This window comes from Curtobacterium sp. 260, assembly GCF_030803485.1.
Classification (GTDB): Bacteria; Actinomycetota; Actinomycetes; order Actinomycetales; family Microbacteriaceae; genus Curtobacterium.
This window is the reverse complement of sequence record NZ_JAURUY010000003.1, coordinates 211,727-227,887: the sequence shown is the minus strand read 5'-3', so window position 1 is coordinate 227,887 and position 16,161 is coordinate 211,727. Positions and strand designations below refer to the sequence as shown.

The 16,161-nt window shown below is 67.3% G+C and carries 17 protein-coding genes; 8 read left to right on the top strand and 9 right to left on the bottom strand.

The window, feature by feature from the left end:
- The first annotated feature begins 2 nt into the window (after nucleotides 1–2).
- Together J2X59_RS05540 and J2X59_RS05535 are read left to right on the top strand one after the other, a co-directional pair.
- Entirely contained in the window at nucleotides 3–1,148 is a 1,146-nt protein-coding gene (locus J2X59_RS05540; RefSeq protein WP_326495974.1) for an ATP-binding protein, read from the top strand.
- A complete protein-coding gene (locus tag J2X59_RS05535; RefSeq protein WP_326495973.1) occupies nucleotides 1,145–3,100 on the top strand; it encodes a TniQ family protein in 1,956 nt (651 codons plus the stop codon). The genes J2X59_RS05540 and J2X59_RS05535 overlap by 4 nt, the downstream gene beginning before the upstream one ends.
- Before the next feature lie 62 nt (nucleotides 3,101–3,162).
- Here the strand turns inward: J2X59_RS05535 and J2X59_RS05530 are convergent, their stop codons facing one another.
- The 3 genes from J2X59_RS05530 to J2X59_RS15895 all read right to left on the bottom strand — a co-directional run bounded on the left by J2X59_RS05530 (nucleotide 3,163) and on the right by J2X59_RS15895 (nucleotide 7,005).
- Nucleotides 3,163–4,524 (bottom strand): SMODS domain-containing nucleotidyltransferase, encoded by a 1,362-nt coding sequence (locus J2X59_RS05530; RefSeq protein ID WP_326495972.1) that lies wholly within the window; start codon nucleotides 4,522–4,524, stop codon nucleotides 3,163–3,165.
- Nucleotides 4,521–5,717 carry an SAVED domain-containing protein gene (locus tag J2X59_RS05525; RefSeq protein WP_326495971.1) on the bottom strand — a complete coding sequence of 399 codons (1,197 nt, stop codon included), beginning with the start codon at nucleotides 5,715–5,717 and terminating at the stop codon, nucleotides 4,521–4,523. Before J2X59_RS05525 ends, J2X59_RS05530 begins: the two co-directional genes overlap by 4 nt.
- 250 nt (nucleotides 5,718–5,967) lie before the next feature.
- Complete coding sequence (locus tag J2X59_RS15895) at nucleotides 5,968–7,005, bottom strand: DUF6602 domain-containing protein (RefSeq protein ID WP_442781411.1); 1,038 nt, start codon at nucleotides 7,003–7,005, stop codon at nucleotides 5,968–5,970.
- A 398-nt stretch (nucleotides 7,006–7,403) separates the two neighbouring features.
- Between J2X59_RS15895 and J2X59_RS05520 the strand changes: the two genes are divergently transcribed.
- Nucleotides 7,404–7,916: an AAA family ATPase gene (locus J2X59_RS05520; RefSeq protein ID WP_326495970.1), complete on the top strand. Its 513-nt coding sequence runs from the start codon at nucleotides 7,404–7,406 to the stop codon at nucleotides 7,914–7,916.
- Nucleotides 7,917–7,940: 24 nt separating this feature from the next.
- Here the strand turns inward: J2X59_RS05520 and J2X59_RS05515 are convergent, their stop codons facing one another.
- From J2X59_RS05515 to J2X59_RS05505, 3 genes are all read right to left on the bottom strand, one after another.
- Nucleotides 7,941–8,195: a hypothetical protein gene (locus J2X59_RS05515; protein WP_326495969.1), complete on the bottom strand. Its 255-nt coding sequence runs from the start codon at nucleotides 8,193–8,195 to the stop codon at nucleotides 7,941–7,943.
- Nucleotides 8,196–8,502: 307 nt separating this feature from the next.
- Nucleotides 8,503–9,117 (bottom strand): DUF305 domain-containing protein, encoded by a 615-nt coding sequence (locus tag J2X59_RS05510; RefSeq protein WP_326495968.1) that lies wholly within the window; start codon nucleotides 9,115–9,117, stop codon nucleotides 8,503–8,505.
- A gap of 111 nt (nucleotides 9,118–9,228) precedes the next feature.
- Nucleotides 9,229–9,684 carry a hypothetical protein gene (locus J2X59_RS05505; protein WP_326495967.1) on the bottom strand — a complete coding sequence of 152 codons (456 nt, stop codon included), beginning with the start codon at nucleotides 9,682–9,684 and terminating at the stop codon, nucleotides 9,229–9,231.
- Between the two features lie 203 nt (nucleotides 9,685–9,887).
- Between J2X59_RS05505 and J2X59_RS05500 the strand changes: the two genes are divergently transcribed.
- Nucleotides 9,888–10,376: a DUF4396 domain-containing protein gene (locus tag J2X59_RS05500; RefSeq protein ID WP_326495966.1), complete on the top strand. Its 489-nt coding sequence runs from the start codon at nucleotides 9,888–9,890 to the stop codon at nucleotides 10,374–10,376.
- An 85-nt stretch (nucleotides 10,377–10,461) separates the two neighbouring features.
- On the opposite strand, the gene J2X59_RS05495 is transcribed toward J2X59_RS05500, so the two are convergent.
- The gene (locus tag J2X59_RS05495; protein ID WP_326495965.1) at nucleotides 10,462–10,893 is read right to left on the bottom strand and encodes a hypothetical protein; all 432 of its coding nucleotides are present in this window, start codon (nucleotides 10,891–10,893) and stop codon (nucleotides 10,462–10,464) included.
- A 238-nt stretch (nucleotides 10,894–11,131) separates the two neighbouring features.
- Between J2X59_RS05495 and J2X59_RS05490 the strand changes: the two genes are divergently transcribed.
- Both J2X59_RS05490 and J2X59_RS05485 read left to right on the top strand, forming a co-directional pair.
- Entirely contained in the window at nucleotides 11,132–11,824 is a 693-nt protein-coding gene (locus tag J2X59_RS05490; RefSeq protein WP_326495964.1) for a helix-turn-helix transcriptional regulator, read from the top strand.
- Nucleotides 11,825–11,955: 131 nt separating this feature from the next.
- On the top strand, nucleotides 11,956–12,339 hold the full coding sequence (locus tag J2X59_RS05485) for a VOC family protein (protein ID WP_251155633.1): 384 nt from the start codon (nucleotides 11,956–11,958) through the stop codon (nucleotides 12,337–12,339).
- Nucleotides 12,340–12,375: 36 nt separating this feature from the next.
- Here the strand turns inward: J2X59_RS05485 and J2X59_RS05480 are convergent, their stop codons facing one another.
- The gene (locus J2X59_RS05480) at nucleotides 12,376–12,954 is read right to left on the bottom strand and encodes a TetR/AcrR family transcriptional regulator (protein WP_326495963.1); all 579 of its coding nucleotides are present in this window, start codon (nucleotides 12,952–12,954) and stop codon (nucleotides 12,376–12,378) included.
- A gap of 77 nt (nucleotides 12,955–13,031) precedes the next feature.
- Here J2X59_RS05480 and J2X59_RS05475 point away from each other — a divergent pair, with 77 nt between their 5' ends.
- Nucleotides 13,032–13,766, top strand: coding sequence for an SDR family NAD(P)-dependent oxidoreductase (locus J2X59_RS05475; RefSeq protein WP_326495962.1), 735 nt, complete (start codon nucleotides 13,032–13,034; stop codon nucleotides 13,764–13,766).
- A gap of 114 nt (nucleotides 13,767–13,880) precedes the next feature.
- On the opposite strand, the gene J2X59_RS05470 is transcribed toward J2X59_RS05475, so the two are convergent.
- On the bottom strand, nucleotides 13,881–15,527 hold the full coding sequence (locus J2X59_RS05470) for a putative Ig domain-containing protein (protein ID WP_326495961.1): 1,647 nt from the start codon (nucleotides 15,525–15,527) through the stop codon (nucleotides 13,881–13,883).
- 245 nt (nucleotides 15,528–15,772) lie between these two features.
- Here J2X59_RS05470 and J2X59_RS05465 point away from each other — a divergent pair, with 245 nt between their 5' ends.
- Nucleotides 15,773–16,129 (top strand): hypothetical protein, encoded by a 357-nt coding sequence (locus J2X59_RS05465; protein WP_251160770.1) that lies wholly within the window; start codon nucleotides 15,773–15,775, stop codon nucleotides 16,127–16,129.
- Nucleotides 16,130–16,161: the final 32 nt, after the last annotated feature.

Below are 16,161 nucleotides of genomic sequence, written 5' to 3'. Positions count from 1 at the left end.
CGATGGATCGCAACGACGAGGATCGGCCCTGGCTTTCGCTCCTCACCGAAGAAGATCAGTGGTTCATCCAGCAAGCAACAAGCGGTGACGAGGTCGATCCCGGGCTGCGGACGCCAACCGAGCTTCACGCGATGAGTCCCGTAGACCGCCTGTTGTATGCACAGGATCGCGCCGACTGGCACGCCGCGCTCCCTCTGATGCAGACCACCCAGGTCAGAGAAGCGCTACGAAGGCTACACGCGTCTGGGAACGCCGCGGCATCGCGACGAGAGCACCGCATCCACAACAGTTTCGTCGTACCCGGTGGCAGCTCTCAGCACCAAGAGAGCGTCATGGTGCTGAACGGACCAGCCGGCGTCGGTAAGTCCTTGACCATGCGTGCCTACATCGCCCGCGAGATGGAACGGTACGCACAGCTCCGCTTCCTCAACATCAAGCGCGGTCGCGACCTACCCGCAGGCGACCTCGATGCGGTCTACCGCCCCTGCATCTACGTGTCGCTTCGCCCCAGCGCCACGCGAGTCGACATCGAACGGCAACTCTGCGCCCAATACGGCTGGCCGCATCCCACTAACGCCGGTTACATGCTCAATCGGCTCATCGCGATCGGTGGCACACAGGTCATCGGGCTTGACGAGATTCAGTTCATCGGGTTCGCCGGCGCGATGGGCCGCCAAGTGCACAACCTGATCCGCGACCTCGGCAACCAAGGCGTGCGTGTCATCCTCGGCGGGAACGACCTGGACTGGGTTCTCCAGGAACAGCTCGGGATGGTCGCTGACCAAAGCCGGGGCCGTTGGCGCCGCGTCGACATCGAACGCCTCCCCTACCGCGACAAAGCGGACAGGGCGGAGTGGCGACACGTCCTCGAGTCAGTCGAGGATCATCTGCGCCTCGTCAACCAGGACGGTCCAGGTTGGCTGTCCAAAGAACTCGCCGAGTACGCCTGGGAGGCCTCGATTGGCAGCTTCCGGAGTCTCACCACGCTCATCCGCGACGCGGCGCGATCAGCGATCGACGACCACAGCGAACGCATCACCCGTCGAACCCTCGATGGGGTGGAACTCGAGATGACAGCAGAAGAGGGACGCGACGAGCGCATGGCCACAATGGCACGGATGCGCGACCGCACCGCCGCCCGGAGATGATGATGAACGACCGAAGCAGGCCGGAAGGGTCGCTCCCAATCCGACTGCACCCTCACGACGACGAGTGGCTTCCTACGGCGCTTAATCGTTGGGCCTGGAACGACTTCGACTCACCCCCGGCCGACCTGGACGCGGCGCTCGAAATCGACACACTGCATCCGAACGAAGTGCGGGCTCTTGGGACCAGTATCCAGCCAGCCGAGATGGCCGCACTCGTACGCGCTACCGGACTAACGCCGATCCGACTCCAGGGCATGACCCTCAGCCAGTACGACGGGCGGGCACTGACGCTGAAGCGGACCGCCAACCACCTGGAAAGCCTGAGAAGTGACTTCCCATGGGTTCGTCGCAGCGGCACTCGGTTCTGCCCTCCCTGCCTGGCCGAAAAGCCCGGCGTGTTCCTGATGGGCTGGCGATTCAACTGGACGTTCGTCTGCCTCGAACACCGACAGGTTCTGTCCGATGTCTGCCCCGGGTGCGGTCTCGAACTTCCTGAGCCACACGGTTCGCGCACCCGTCCTCGTGACCCCAACCGCTGCAATCGCCGGATCTGCACGTCGTTCCAAGACTTCTACTGCGAGACCCGACTCGACGGCGACACCCACAGTGAACAGCTCCCCGCTGACTCTCCGATACTCCGCGCCCAACGCCTGATCAACGACGTGATCGAACGAGCCGCGAGCCCGAGTCGGGAACTGCGCGCGCTCGTAAGCCTGATGGGCTCGGTGCGATCCGCGGCCTCCACCGCCTCCATCGCCGACCTCGCCGGCGTAGCGGTCAGCGAACTCGTCGGGCTTATCGAGCCCGAGCCGCATGCGGGCGGATCGCCGCCACCCGACGCGCTCTCCTTCGGCGCGCTAGCTGCAGCTGCGGTCCGACTTCGAGACGACCCCGAACCGCAGGTCGCGAAAGCTCTCCGCGAAATCACGTTCAATCGGCCGCCGACCCCTGCGCCTCGCTCAGCCGGCCTCGGCCCGGGAAGTATCAAGGAACTCCTCGGGCGATGGGGCAAGGTGCGTGCCCCGATGACTGACCGGATCGTCCGAGCGCTCGACAAGGACCTGTCACCAGTGACACGAGTCCGCACTCGTAGTGCTGTGTCCGCTCCCGAGGCGGCGACCGTGGTCAAGACGACGCCAGCACAGAACCGATACCGTGCCGTGTCACTGCCGAAGCGTCTCTGGTCCGCATGGGCCGTTCCGCTGCATCTCGACCTCGGCGCGAACCTCGAGACCGTCGCGGACGCCTTCGCTGCAACTCTGGACATCGACGCGTCAAAGCCCGAGCTTCGACCAACAATGATCGGTCACGGAGAGCAGCGCGAAAAGGTTGTACGAGCTCTCGCCCTACTGGAAACCCAGCTTGTGGTGGGAGGCTCCCCAATTGACTATGGCCGTCGGCGGGGCCTCCCTTGGCAACGCCTCCTCCCTGACGAGGCCTGGCAGCAAATCTGCGAATCGGACGGTAGCGATCCAGGGACTGGGCGTCGGGCAGTCCTGGCACGCCGATACATGCACATGCGTCTCACCGGAGGCGGACCGCAGCACCTGCCCGAACAGTTCAAGCGGACCCGACGTGACGACGCAGCACAGGAGACCGCGTTCCTCCTACGACTCACCGACGACCTGCAGAAAGCGATGGACGCGTACACGCGGGCCTTCCTTGTGGACGAAGAGTGTGAGTTGCTGTGGACCTACGGGTACTCGCCGACGAGGCTCACCACCGAGCCGCTCGTCTGGTCACCGGAACGCTCGGACCTTGCTCGACGTCTTGCCGTAGGACCTGAACTCGGCGACATCGACACGAGTCAGCTACACGCCCTGATGGCCGACGGGGACTGCACGTTGACGGAACTGTCGTCTGAGCTCGGGCGGACCGTCGCGCACGTCAAGCTCGCGATTGACGCCTGGCCGCCGCCAGTATCTCGAGGTGGCGAAGGCAGGGATTGGTGATTGCGGTCCAAGGTGTCACAGATCGCGCCGCCGCAGCGTCGGCCCACGAGCGCTGCACCGGGTCAGCGGGACATGATGATGACGTCGTGCGTGGCGGTGGCGACGGCGACTCCGTCCTTCACGATCCAGGCCTGTACCCAGTGAGCGCCGGGGAAGTCGCTGGTCTCGCGGATGATCTCGCCACGTTTGAGGATCTCGCCACGGAAGGCCTTCCTATTCGCAGCCTCAGGCCCGGCGTTGCGCACCTTCCAGTACACGTCGTAGGGGCCGTCCACCGTGCAGTCCGTGATCTGGAACTCAAGGGCCCGGCCGATGGGGACAAGGTTGCCGTTCATCGCCAGCGGACGGAAACGGCCCCGGCCCCTTTTAGTCGGCGACATCTTCCCGAGTATTCGGAACGTCGATGCGGGGTTCCGCCTCTCCGGGATGCCGTACTGCTCGGTCAGGGTTTTCTCTCCGGGAACCATCTGGTGCTCGTACGTGGGCGGTGCGGCTGCGGCTGCGGCGGCCGAGGCCGACAGGGCGAGAGACGATGTCGTGCTCGCACCGAACGACACCCCGAACAGCTTCTGCCATTTCGTAACGCTGTCGGATGCTTCAGCGTCGAGGGCTTCGCGAGCGAGCCGAGCCCAGCGCTTCAGCTGGCTCTTGAGATTGTCGAACCCTGTCTGTGTGAGACGATCCGCGAGGTTCTGGCCGATCCGGTCGTCCACCCACGGTGGGGCGGAGTGCATGTCGAGGTAGTCGCGGAGGTCTTCGAGCAGGGCAGTGAAGGTTGTCGCGATGTTGCCGTAGTCATTGATTCCGGCGTAGCTCTTCACCCGCTCGGCCAGCAGCGCACCGAGCACAACGGAGGGGCAGTCAATGGAACTGCGGTCGCGAAGCCACTTTGTAAGGCGGATGACGCGAACGAGATGACCGTTGGTCGTGCTGTTCTGGTCCTTGAGCCAGCGGGTGAACTCCGTCGGGTCCTGGAGCAGGAACTCGTTCTTCGTGCGATGAGTGATGTAGGTCCTGCCGTCGGCGCGCTCCACGAACGGTACGACGTCGATGTGGAAACTGTTCGCGAACTGAATCGTCACGCATCGCTTACCGAGAACAGTCTTGTCGGCATAGCGCGGCACCGCATCGAGCGCCTTCTTGAGCTCCACGGTGTACTTCTTCGGTTGCCAGTCCACCTGCTCGACCATCGGCAGAAGGACGTCAGCGTCAAAGTCGTTGCCGGAGAGCGGCTTGATGATGGTGCCGTGAGCGAACGAGCCCTGTGGGATGAGGCTTCCGTCGAGCTTGTCCTCGAGCAGCGCACTTTCCTCCAGCGCCGTGTCCAGAGAGGACGTCCGGGCGTGGAGGAGGTCGAGACGAGTCTGGTTGAGGTTGACGTGGTCGCGGAGGAAGAGATTGAACTCCTTGATGCGCGCGGTCATTCGCCGACCTCCATAGCCATCTCGTATGTGTTGTTTCTGAGCTGATAGATGACGATGTTCGGCTGCGCACCGCGCATATGATGCCGTCCCATCGTGATGGCTGCCGGCGCGGGTACGGCTGCGACCAGATGCAGGACGCGCACGCTTGGAAGCTCACTCTCGATGCGCGCGAGCGCATCCCTCCATGCGAGCGCGAACGATTCCATGGCCGCGCGACTGCCCAGAAGGTCCGGACGCGGCGATTCGTCCTTCGGCGCAATGGTGACCCTGGGGAGCTCCCTCAGGCGGCCGGGAAGACGTTCTTCTTTCACCGGTCCGCTCAGCTCGACGAGAACTGTGGCCTCATTCGCGTCGCCGGTGCGCAGGACGGTGTCGAATACGGGGACGTCACCGTCGTCATCACTCCACGCCCAGGCGGTCACCGCATCGGTGCGCTTCCGAGCGAAGAGTCGAGTCTCCGTCTTGTCGTCGAGCTTGGAGCCCAGGTAAACGAGCGACGGGATGGGAGCGAGAGCGAAGACGCTAAGCGACTCGACGTCGCCAGCGGTTACCGCCTCCGCGATGCGAGCCGCGAACCGGTCAATCTCCGTCCGGTGGGCGTTCCACGCCCATCCGTCATCGTCGTTCCCAGGGAGATGAACGGAGAAGACCCCATTGCGCGTGTCTTCCCCCATACCCGTGTAGCCCTCTGCACGTAGCGCCTCCGCAACCTGCGGAAGGGATACTGGTGCTCTTGTCCCGCGGACGTCAGCGCTCACCGTCACAACGGAAGTCGGCCGAAGCGTCGCGAAGTCGGTGACCTCCCGCACCCGGTTCTCGTGCAGCAGCTTCTTGGCGCTTAAGAATTCGACCGTGTACTGGTCGCGGTAGGCCTTGTCGTCGATCCTCTTGTGGCACGAATAGCAGAGGAGCATCAGGTTCTTTTCGAACGCGCGCTCGTCGGCGGCGAGCGCAGAATCGCCTCGAGGCGATTCCTTGCCCGATCCTGCTCCGACGATGTGTGCGATCTGCCCGTTGGGGATCGCATGCCAAGTCCAATCGGCGCCGTCCAAGAGGTAGGTCGCACAGAGGACGCACCGTCCTGCGGCTTTGGCCCAGAGCCGCAGGCGTGTGCTCTCCGGTACAGCCGTCCGATGCACCGCGGTGTCGCGATCCCGGCCCTCGCTCGGCCCCTTCGTCGTCTGTTTCGTCATACTGCGCCGCTTCCTCGCGAATCGAAGCAGCCGGATGTGTCGCCTATTGAGGGCAGAACGATTGCACTGTCATCCCAGCTGCGCAATAGACGGCTCCCCTGCATCCCGGATCTCGAGATGGTGCTACTTCGGGGAGCTAACAGTACAAGCGGGTACCGACACTCGCTAGCACCAAAAGGTTGGTTTCTCGCCGCCTGACGTTCGCGGCAGCGGTCGAGACTGGGGTCTCTGAGCGCAGGGCTACGTAGATTCAGAACAGCAGAGGATTCCCGTAGTCGTTGAGGAGCATGCTTCCCTGCTGCAGCATCCCATCCGGATAGATTGAACGCGGCCACTGGGTCGCCTTGCCTGACGATGCGTCTGCGCCAAACATGGCTTCCAACGTTGCGAGGGACGAGGCTCCCGGCGGGAGCAGTGTCTGGCTCAGCCACGTGACGAACTGAGCCAAGGGCGCTCCGGGGAGATCTGCCGTTGCTCCGTGATAGCTGTTGAACGACGACATTGGCTCCCAATTGGCCGCGGTACCAGGAACGCTCGCCGGGGCCAATGACACGCGTCGTGCGCTGAAGAACGCGCGATCGGCGACGAGTAGAGCGTCTAGTTCCTCCCGCGGCGACCGGACCAGCGGGTCCTTAGAACTGTAGGCGGTCCTCTCATGGAAGTCCTGAATCGCAGCGCGGAAGTCTGTCGCGTTCCGGGCAAGCTCGCTACTGTGCGCGAGAAGCCCGAATGGGAACGGACCGCACAGGGCCTCGCGGACTGACCCCGGAGACGCCCCGGCAACCTCGAGCAGCCGACGTTTTTGCAGCAAGGCCTCGCCTAGGTGCCGAGGCCGTAGCGTGAGTTTCACAGAGAAGGCAGCCGCTACGCCGCTTGCGAGGACTGACGGGTCGTCCATCAAGTGCCTCGGGTAGTCGGGCTTCAGGACGAGGAGGTCAACCTCGTTTGAGTCACCGCCCGGCCCAACGATGTACTTCCGGGAAACGACGGGCCAGGACGGTCCCCAATCGCTTAGCAACCGAATCCAGGTCGCCTCACCTTCATGGCCCGACCGCTGAGGGTCGTGCTCGCGCGCGTGCTGACGAGCTTCCTCATAGTCGGCTTGCACCTGATCCGCGACGCGACGGATCAAACCCTGGAACCTGTTCTCGGACACCTGCGCGAACCCCGTTCTCTTCTTCTCCGGTGTAGCTGACTGAGCTCGGGCCGACCATATCCGAGCCAGCGAGTAGAAGCGACGCTTTTCGTGAGCAGCCCGCGCGACAGTTTCGTGAGCGGGCGCGCACATAGAGAGACCTCGGGCGACCGATTCAGTGAACAGTCATAGTTGTTGTCGTCCGCCAGCTGACTTGTCCGACTGCCAGACAACGTGTCTGGAGTACGGATGTGGGCACGTTGTTCGGCAGCACGGAGCAGCCACGTCGACGAACGTCCAGCTCAGCGCTGGTGCGTCAAGAGGCGTCCGTACGGGGTGCGTGAACTGAGATGGTTCGCGGACCACCTATGTGAGACAGGGTTCGCACCGGAGTGGGTCCGTAGGGGTCCGAAGCTCCCGCAGGCGAGCCGTGACCCACTGGTGGACCGGCATTCGCACACGTCCTCGGGGTCTGGTGTGCGTATCCGCTCGCTGGTGCTGCGCGTCCATGATCGGTAGACAAGGAGCTACGGCCAACGAAGGAGTCGTCGATGCTGGTCCAGATCTGCGGGCTTCCCGGTGCAGGGAAATCGACGCTGTCTGCCGCGATCGCTGAGTTGACGCCCTCGCTGACCCTCCGCGTCGACGCGATCGAAGGCGCCATGTGGAAGTACGGTATCCCACGCGAGCAGTCCGGGATCGCCGCGTACTCGATCATGCATGCCATCGCAGTACCCAACCTGCGGCGAGGACAGACGGTCATCGCGGACGCGGTGAGCGGCGTAGCGGCCGCTCGGGCTGGATGGATGTCGACAGCAGATGCCGCCGGTATACCGCTTCGCGTGATCGAGGTCGTGTGCGCGGACGCCGACGAACACCGCCGCCGCGTGGAACAGCGTGCGAACGACCTGCCAGGGTTCACGTTGCCGACGTGGGACGAGGTACAGCGCACCGCCGACGAGTACGAGCCCCGCACGGACGAGCGGCTCGTCATCGACAGCACCCGTGCGCTCGAAGAAACGGTCCGCCAGGCACTCGACTACCTCGAACTCCGCGCCCGGTAGCCGATCAGCTGTCGGACACGGATCTCAGGTCGATTCCGCTCCGGCGCTGGTTCTGCGGACTCCTGCGCGGCGCACAACGAAAGAGCCGATCGTTGCAGGGACCGCGAGGAGCACGGAACTCAAGGAAGCGCCGGAAGCGATCACGAGGGACCGCTCGGCGCGCTCAGGGTCCTCCCCGGGGAGGTTGCCGATGACGGCGAGCAAGTAGATCGGCAGCGCAAGCGCGAGGAGCCAGAAGAATCTGGCGACGAGCGCCAGCACGAGTGCCAGGTTGGGCATGCGCGTGTTCGGTTCTCCGGGTTGTCGTCGCACAGTTCATCAAACCAGTCGGCAATGCAGGCTACGGCTCGCATCTCGACAGCCAATCCGTTCAACATGCGGCGAGTGCTTAGCGGTGGGTCAGGGGTGCGGGGCTGGTGGGGGTCTGGGGGTGCTGCTGGGGCACGGACAGGCTTCGAGAGTGATGGTGGCCGGCAGGCCCGAAAGGAGGGGAGACCCGAGCGGGAGTCGGCTCGGAGAAAGGGGTGTGGGACAGGTCGTGGGCCGCGGCGGGAAAGGGGGACCCCGCCGTGACCCACGCCGGGGTTTAGAAGGACGAGAGCATGTCCTTCATCTGGGTGATCTGCTCGGTCTGGCCCGACACGATCGACTTCGCCATTCTCACGGCGTCGATGTTCGCGCCCTTGGTGACTTCGGTCTTGGCCATGTCGACGGCGCCCTCGTGGTGCTGGACCAGCTGCTCGAGGTAGAGCTGTCCCGCGTTCTTCGCGGACGACTTGTCGAGGTCGCTCATGTCGGAGTCGGACATCATGCCGGACATGGAATGCCCCATCCCGAGGTGCCCCGACTCGGTCGGCTCACCCCAGCTCTTCAGCCAGCTGGTGAGCTGCTTGATTTCCGGGGACTGCTCGGCCTTGATCTGCTTCGCGAGGTCGGTGACGCCGGTGTCGACGCCCGAGCCCTTCGCGAGGAGCATGTCGCTCATCTCGACGGCTTGCTTATGGTGCGGCAGCATCATCTGCGCGAACATCACGTCCTGGTCGCTGTGCGCCGACGCCGACGCCGACGCCGTCGACGTCGACGACGAGGACGAGGACGAGTCGGCGTCGGAGCTGCTGCTGCCGGCGGAGCAGCTGGCGAGGGTGAGGCCGAGGGTCAGCGCGGCAGCGATAGCGAGCGTGCGCGTGGTGGTGGTGTGCATGATGATCTTTCCGTTCCCGTGGATGCGTCAGGTGTTCCGGGTAGGCGGACGCCTCCCGGATCTGGGCATGCGAGAGCCGCCCTTCGGGGGTGGGTTCCCGCAAGGGGCGGATCAGATGCGGATGATCTGCAACGCCGTCAGAGACGGTGGTTTCGGCGCCGCGATGCGGCGCGGCACCCGGTCAGCGAGCGCGAGCAGCCGCGCGATCAGGTAGAGGATGCCGCCGGTCCGTGCGCGCAGCAGCACCCACATGAACAGGGCGACCGTCAGCGCACACGCCATCCCCATCAGGGAGCACATCAGCGCGCACAAAGCGCTGTCACAGCCAGTATCGGTGAGGACGGTCATCACCGCAGTCACGGGAGCCGCGTGCTCGTCGTCGCCAGCGGCCGCGACGTGGCTGTGCTCGGCGGTGCCCGCGGGAGCAGCCATCGGGTGCTCGTGGCCAGCGGTGTGCCCGGCCGTCGAGTGCATCAGGACCGTGAACCCGACCAGGAGCAGCAACGCCAACGTCGCCGTGGGCTGCAACAGCAGCCGACGACGCGGAGAGGCGGTGGTGGCGAGCATCAATCTTTCAAGCAAACGGGTCGAATGAGCGCTTCCATGGTGCGGTACCCCAGACGGCGACGGCAACCCGGTGTCCGAATCTCACCGAACCCGCCGCGACCGGGCGGATCGGGAACACAGAAAAGAGTTCTGCGTTACAGCGCATGGTACCCCCCAGGGGTATCGGTGAACTGTTGGCGTCAGCCGCGTCAGATCGGAGCAGCATGGACACGCACGAGCACCACCAGATGAGCGCACACGAGCACGCCGACCACGGAACGACGACGTGGTCGATGGCAGCGCAAGCGACGCTGCACTGCCTCACCGGGTGCGCGATCGGTGAAGTCTTCGGCATGGTCATCGGCACCGCTGCTGGCTTCCACAACGCCGGCACCATCGTCCTGTCGATCGTCCTCGCGTTCATCTTCGGCTACGCACTCACCATGCGCGGCGTCATCAAGTCCGGCCTGACACTCGCAGCGGCGTTCAAGGTCGCTCTCGCAGCAGACACGGTCTCGATCGCGGTCATGGAGATCATCGACAACACGGTCGTGATCGCGATCCCGGGAGCAATGGACGCGCAGCTCAACCAGTGGCTGTTCTGGGGGTCCCTCGCACTCTCCCTCGCCGTCGCGTTCGTGGTCACCACCCCCGTGAACCGGTGGATGATCAGCCGCGGCCTCGGCCACGCCGTCGTCCACGGCCACCACTGATTGGGTCTCGATAGCCGATCGGTCAGCGAGACCGCTGCTCGGCATCGGCTGACGGCCAGACGGCCGCCGTTTCATCAGCCGATCGCTACGCAGTGTCCTTTCGGGGCAGGATCAGGAGTACTGCCGGGAGGGCGGCGGCGCAGATGATTGCCACACCGGTGATGTCGGAGCTCAAGCTCTGACCGGTCAAGATGTCGATCGGCTCGCCGATACAACCGATGGCAACGATGAGCCCGAGGGGGATGAGCGCTGGAAGCCCCCTCGCGCCGCGCCATGCTCGGACGCTGCCCGTCATCAGCAAAGCAGCGCCGGCGATACACGCAACGATGAAGTACACGACCCCGCGAGACGCAGCGAGGCTGTGGAGGTGGCCGACGTTTCCTCGATGGAGGGCCCAATCCGTGGCGAGCACGATTGCCAGCGCGACGAGCGAGAAGCCGTACGCGGCGGCGAGCACCGCTGCGATCCGTACCGCCGGAGTCAAGCGAAGCGGTGCATTGCCATGCCCGGTACTCATGGGCTGAAGGTAACAGCGGTCTGACGGCCTGACGGTCGTCTGAGTCAACGAGAAGCATCCGCTCGCGGCGCTCCGAACGCCGGATCGAGATGCTGCGTCGCGCAGGGGGCGCTGCCCGGGGGGCGTGCTGGCCCGACTCCCGCCTGGTCGGCTCGCGAAGGTGTGAGCACCGTCGCACCGCAGGGCGCTCGGGGACCCGACGTCCGCGGACCGGTCCGCCCTGCCGGATGATGGGTCCGTGAACCGCACCGACCGCCTCTACGGCATCGTGGAGGAGCTCCGGGCCGCCGCACCCCGGCCGCGGAGCGCACGCCGTCTCGCGGAGCGGTTCGAGGTGTCCGTGCGGACCGTCGAGCGGGACCTGGCGGCGCTGCAGCAGTCGGGTCTGCCGATCTGGGCCGAGCCCGGCCGCACCGGCGGGTACGTCATCGACGCATCGGCAACGCTCGGCCCCGCCGGCTTCACGCCGGACGAGGCCCTCGCGGTGCTGATCGGCCTCGGCGCCCTCGGCAACAGCCCGTTCCGGCAGGCCGCCCGGACCGCGGCACGCAAGGTGCTCGCGGTCATGCCGGACCGCGACGCGGCTCGCGCTGGTGCCGCTGCGTCCCGGGTGCACTTCCTGGAGGCTGACGAGGACCCCGTCACGCCGGTCGCCTTCGCGGAGGCGCTGGGTGCGGACCGGGTGGTGCGCCTGCGGTACCGGGCTGCGGACGGCGCGGTCTCGATCCGGGACGTCGAACCGCTGGGATCGATCGAGAAGGACGGGCAGTGGTACCTGGTCGCGTGGTGCCGACTGCGTGACGGCGTCCGTGCGTTCCGCGCCGACCGGATGGTGGCGATCGAGGTCACCGACGAACGACCACCGAGGCGCGTGCTCCGGACCGAGGACCTGGGCATCGAGTACGGGCGACTGCGCCCGGTCGTCGACTGACCGCGTCCGCGCTCTCACGACGGGATCCCGCGGACACGGACGGGATCCCGCGAACACCGACAGGACGGTGTCGCGACCCCCGGTGAGGCTGGGCGCCGACCACGTCAGCACCAGCACCACCGGAGGACCCCTTGTCGTTCGCATCCATCCGCATCGTCACCGACGACCTCGACCGCCTCGTCGCCTTCTACGAGCGGGTCACCGGCCAGCGCGCCGAACGCCCCGCGCCCGTCTTCGCGCAGTTCACCGGACCCGGCGCGACCCTCGCGATCGCCGGTACCGCCACCGTCGCGATGCTCGGCGGGGCCCTGGCGCCCGCCACGAACCGGTCGGTGTTCATCGAGTTCGCGGTCGCCGACGTCGACGGCGCCTTCGCGGAGCTCCGGCTCGGACCGGAGGACGTCGTCCTCGAGCCGACCACGATGCCCTGGGGCAACCGCTCCGCGCTGGTCCGTGACCCCGACGGCAACGTCGTCAACCTGTTCAGCAGGCCGGCGCCCGACCGCGCCCGGTGACCACGAGGTCGGGCCGCGCCCCTCCCGGCGGACCGGCTACAGCGCCGGTCCGAGCAGTGCCCGTGCGGCTGCCGCTGCCGCCCGGGCCCACGGTCGGGACGGGTCGGCCTGCGCACTGGCCATGGCGCCGTCGTAGAGCAGGCAGAGCTGGAGCGCGGTGCCGTCGACGTCCGCGGAGCCGGCTTCTGCCAGGAGGCCGCTGAACAGTCCGCGCACCCAGTCGCGGTGCTCGAGCGTCACCTCGTGCGTGGGGTGTCCGGCGCCGTACTCGGCCTCGACGTTGATGAACGGGCACCCGCGGTAACCGGGCTCGTCGAACCACTCGCCGAGCAGCGCGAACACGGCGACGATCCGCTCCTGCGGTGTCGCCCCGCGCTGCGGGAGCTCGGTCGCGACGTGGTCCTGCCAGGCGGTGCTCCGGCCGCGCAGGTAGCCGAGCACGAGGTCGTCCTTCGTGCGGAAGTGCGTGTAGAGGCTCGCCTTCGAGATGTCCGCTGCTGCCGCGACCTGGTCGACTCCGACGGCGTGGATGCCCTGCTCGTAGAACAGCCGGTCGGCGGTCGCGACGGCGCGTTCGTACGCGGGACGGCGGCGTGTCTTGGTGGGCTCGGCCATGGTTTGACTTTACTGCACCGATCTGTACAGTTACCAGCACCACAAACCAAACAGATCTGTTCAGTTAGGACTGTCCCATGAGCACCACCGCCCTCATCACCGGTTCCACCAGCGGCATCGGCCGCGCGACCGCCGAGCTCGTCGCCTCGCGCGGCGTGCACGTCGTCGTGTCCGGCCGCAGCGCCGAGCGCGGCGAGGAGGTCGTCCGCGGCATCCGCGCGGCCGGCGGTACCGCAGACTTCGTGCGCGCCGAGCTCGGCGACGCGGAGAGCGCCAGGGCCCTCGCCGCTGCGGCGCTGCGCATCGGTGACGGTCGGGTCGACGTGCTCGTGAACAGCGCGGGCATCTTCCCGTTCGGCCCGACCGCCGACACCACGCCCGAGGGGTTCGACGAGGTCTACGACCTCAACGTCAAGGCGCCGTACTTCCTCGTCGCAGCGCTCGCGCCGGGCATGGCGGAGCGTGGCACGGGTGCGATCGTCAACGTGACCACGATGGTCGCCGAGTTCGGCGCCGCCGGCATGGGCCTGTACGGCTCGACCAAGGCGGCGCTGGTCCTGTTGACGAAGTCGTGGGCGGCCGAGTTCGGTCCCTCCGGCGTCCGCGTGAACGCGGTCAGCCCCGGACCGACCCGTACCGAGGGCACCGCGGCCATGGGTGAGGCACTCGACCAGTTGGCCGCGGCCGGTCCGGCGGGTCGCCCGGGCTCCGCGCAGGAGGTCGCCGAGGCGATCGCGTTCCTCGCGGCCGACGCGGCGTCCTTCGTGCACGGCGCGGTCCTGCCCGTCGACGGCGGCCGCATCGCCGTCTGACCCACCTGTCCACGGACGCGCGACGGCCCCGCTGCGTCCGGGAGGGACGTGGCGGGGCCGCGGGAGGAACCTCCCGTCCGTCAGGTGGGCACCTGACGGACGGGAGGGACCGGGTCAGGAACGGGCGCGTCGACGACGCAGCGTGCGTGCGCCGATCAGGCCGGCACCGGCGACGAGCAGACCGAGTGCCCATGCGATCGGCGAGGTCTCGTCGGCGCCGGTGTAGGCGAGCCGGCCGTGGCCCTTCGGCGCCGACGCGGTGCCGTGCTGCACCGCAGCGGGGGTCGTGGTGCCGCCCGGGACGGCCGCGACCGGCGTCGGCGTCACCTGCACGTCGAACGCGGTGCTGAAGTCGGACGCGCTGACCGTCAGGCGGTGCACCGAGGCGTGCGGGAAGGTGACCCCGACGAAGCCCGAGTCACCGAGCAGGGAGTCCTGTTCCACGACGTCGGACGCGACGTTCGAGCGGACGTCGATGGTGGTCACGCCGAGGTCGTCCTCCTCGTCCTCGACCGCGTTGCCGAACTCGTCGACCAGGGTGCCGGACAGCAGCAGCGTGCCGCCCTGCGGGACGGTCGGGGTGCCGCCGGGGACCTCGTCGATGAACTCCGACCCGGCGAAGGGCGTCTGCTCCCAGTCGGTGTGCTCGGTGACGACCGACCCGTCGGCCTTGATGATCCAGGACCGGAGCGAGCCGGACTTCTTCGTCTCCTCGTCGTCGAACCAGCCGACCGGGAAGCCGGCCTTCGCGTAGTCGATGAAGTCGGCGCGGTCGACCGCGGTCGCCTCGAGCCCGACCGGTGCGGCGGCCTGCACGTCGAGCTCGACGGTCTGCGTCACGGTCTCGGTCCCGCTCGTCGCGGTGACGGCGAAGTCCCAGTACGAGGCATCGACGGTCGTCCCGCTGAGCACGCCGGTCGCCGGGTCGAACGAAATCCCCTCGGGCAGCTGGTCGGCCGGGGTCCAGCCGTCCGCGTCCTCGCCGTCCTCGGTGTTGTAGTAGTCGAGGGCCAGCACGGGCTTCGGCGAGCCGGTCGCGCGGAAGGTGTACGAGAACGCCTCGCCCGCGGTCGCGGTGAGGGCCAGGTCGCCCTCGGTCGTGGTGCCGTCGGTGACCGGCTCGCCGTCCTCGTCGACGAAGACCGGGGCCTGCGTGATCGGGTCGGTCTGGGCCGACTCGGACTCGACGGCGATCCCGCCCTGCGTGTTCGTGACGGTGACCATGACGACCTTGCCGGCGTCGGTGGGCTTCACCACGTAGCTCTGGCCCTGGCTGACGGACGTGCCGTCGACGGTCCACGAGTAGCTGAGGTTCGTCGGGGCGGTGAAGCCCGAGGGCTCGGCCGTGAGCTTCGACCCGACCGCGGCGACGCCGTCGATCGTCACGGTGCCGGCGGCCGCGGGGCGGTCGGCGGTCGTCGAGGAGCCGGTCGGCTCGTCGCCCTCGGACGGGGTCGGCGCGTCGGTGGCGGGGGTCTCGGTGGCGGGGGCGTCGGTCGTCGGAGCAGCCGTCGACGGTGCATCGGTGGCGGGGGCGTCCGAGGTCGGGGTCCCCGTCACGGGTGCCTCCGTGCCCGGCGCGTCGGTGCTCGGGGCGACCGTCGACGTGGTCCCGCCGTCCGCGACGGCGGTGCTCGTCGTCGGCTCGACGGCGGAGGCCGACGTCGCGGTCATGATGCCGAGGCCGGTCGTGAGGCCGACGAGGGCGATGGTCGTGCCGACGGCGCAGGCGCGTCGGGCGGTGGAGGTGCTACGGCGCACGGGTTCCCCCAGGGGTCAGGTGACAGAACGGGAATCTGTCGGTTCGCGCAGAGTAGGAGGATCCTGGGCGCGCGGCTGGTCCCCCGCCCGAGGGGCAGACGGGAAAGTCCCGGTCAGCACCGGTCGTTCCACCGTGGGCTGAACGGGGGCTCAGGCAAGATCCTCCGCGCGGATGACCCGGGTGGCCGGGTGGCGACGCGCGAACCGGCGCACCCGCACACCTCGGGACGACCTACCCTGTACGGATGCTCTCCCGCCGTGACGCCGCGATCCGGCTCGACATCCCCCTCGAGATGGCCGCTCGCCACGGCATCCCGTCGCACATCGGCGAGGCCGAGCTCGAGCGCATCGAGCAGGACCCGCCCGCCTGGCTGGTGCAGTCCCGGGGCAACCGCACGGGGACGAAGAAGGTCTGGACGCACCTGGAGTGCGCCGTCTGCGGGTTCTCCGAGCAGGAGCGGCCGAAGAAGTGGTGGCCGGACTGGACGCTGCTCGTGTGCGACGACCACGACCAGGTGCCGCCGCCCGCGGCCGGGACGACACGACACCTCGTGTACGGCGTCGGCAGTCGGTTCACCGCCCTGGTCGACGAGCCGTCCTGATCGTGACGAGTCGGGCTGATCGTGACGAGTCG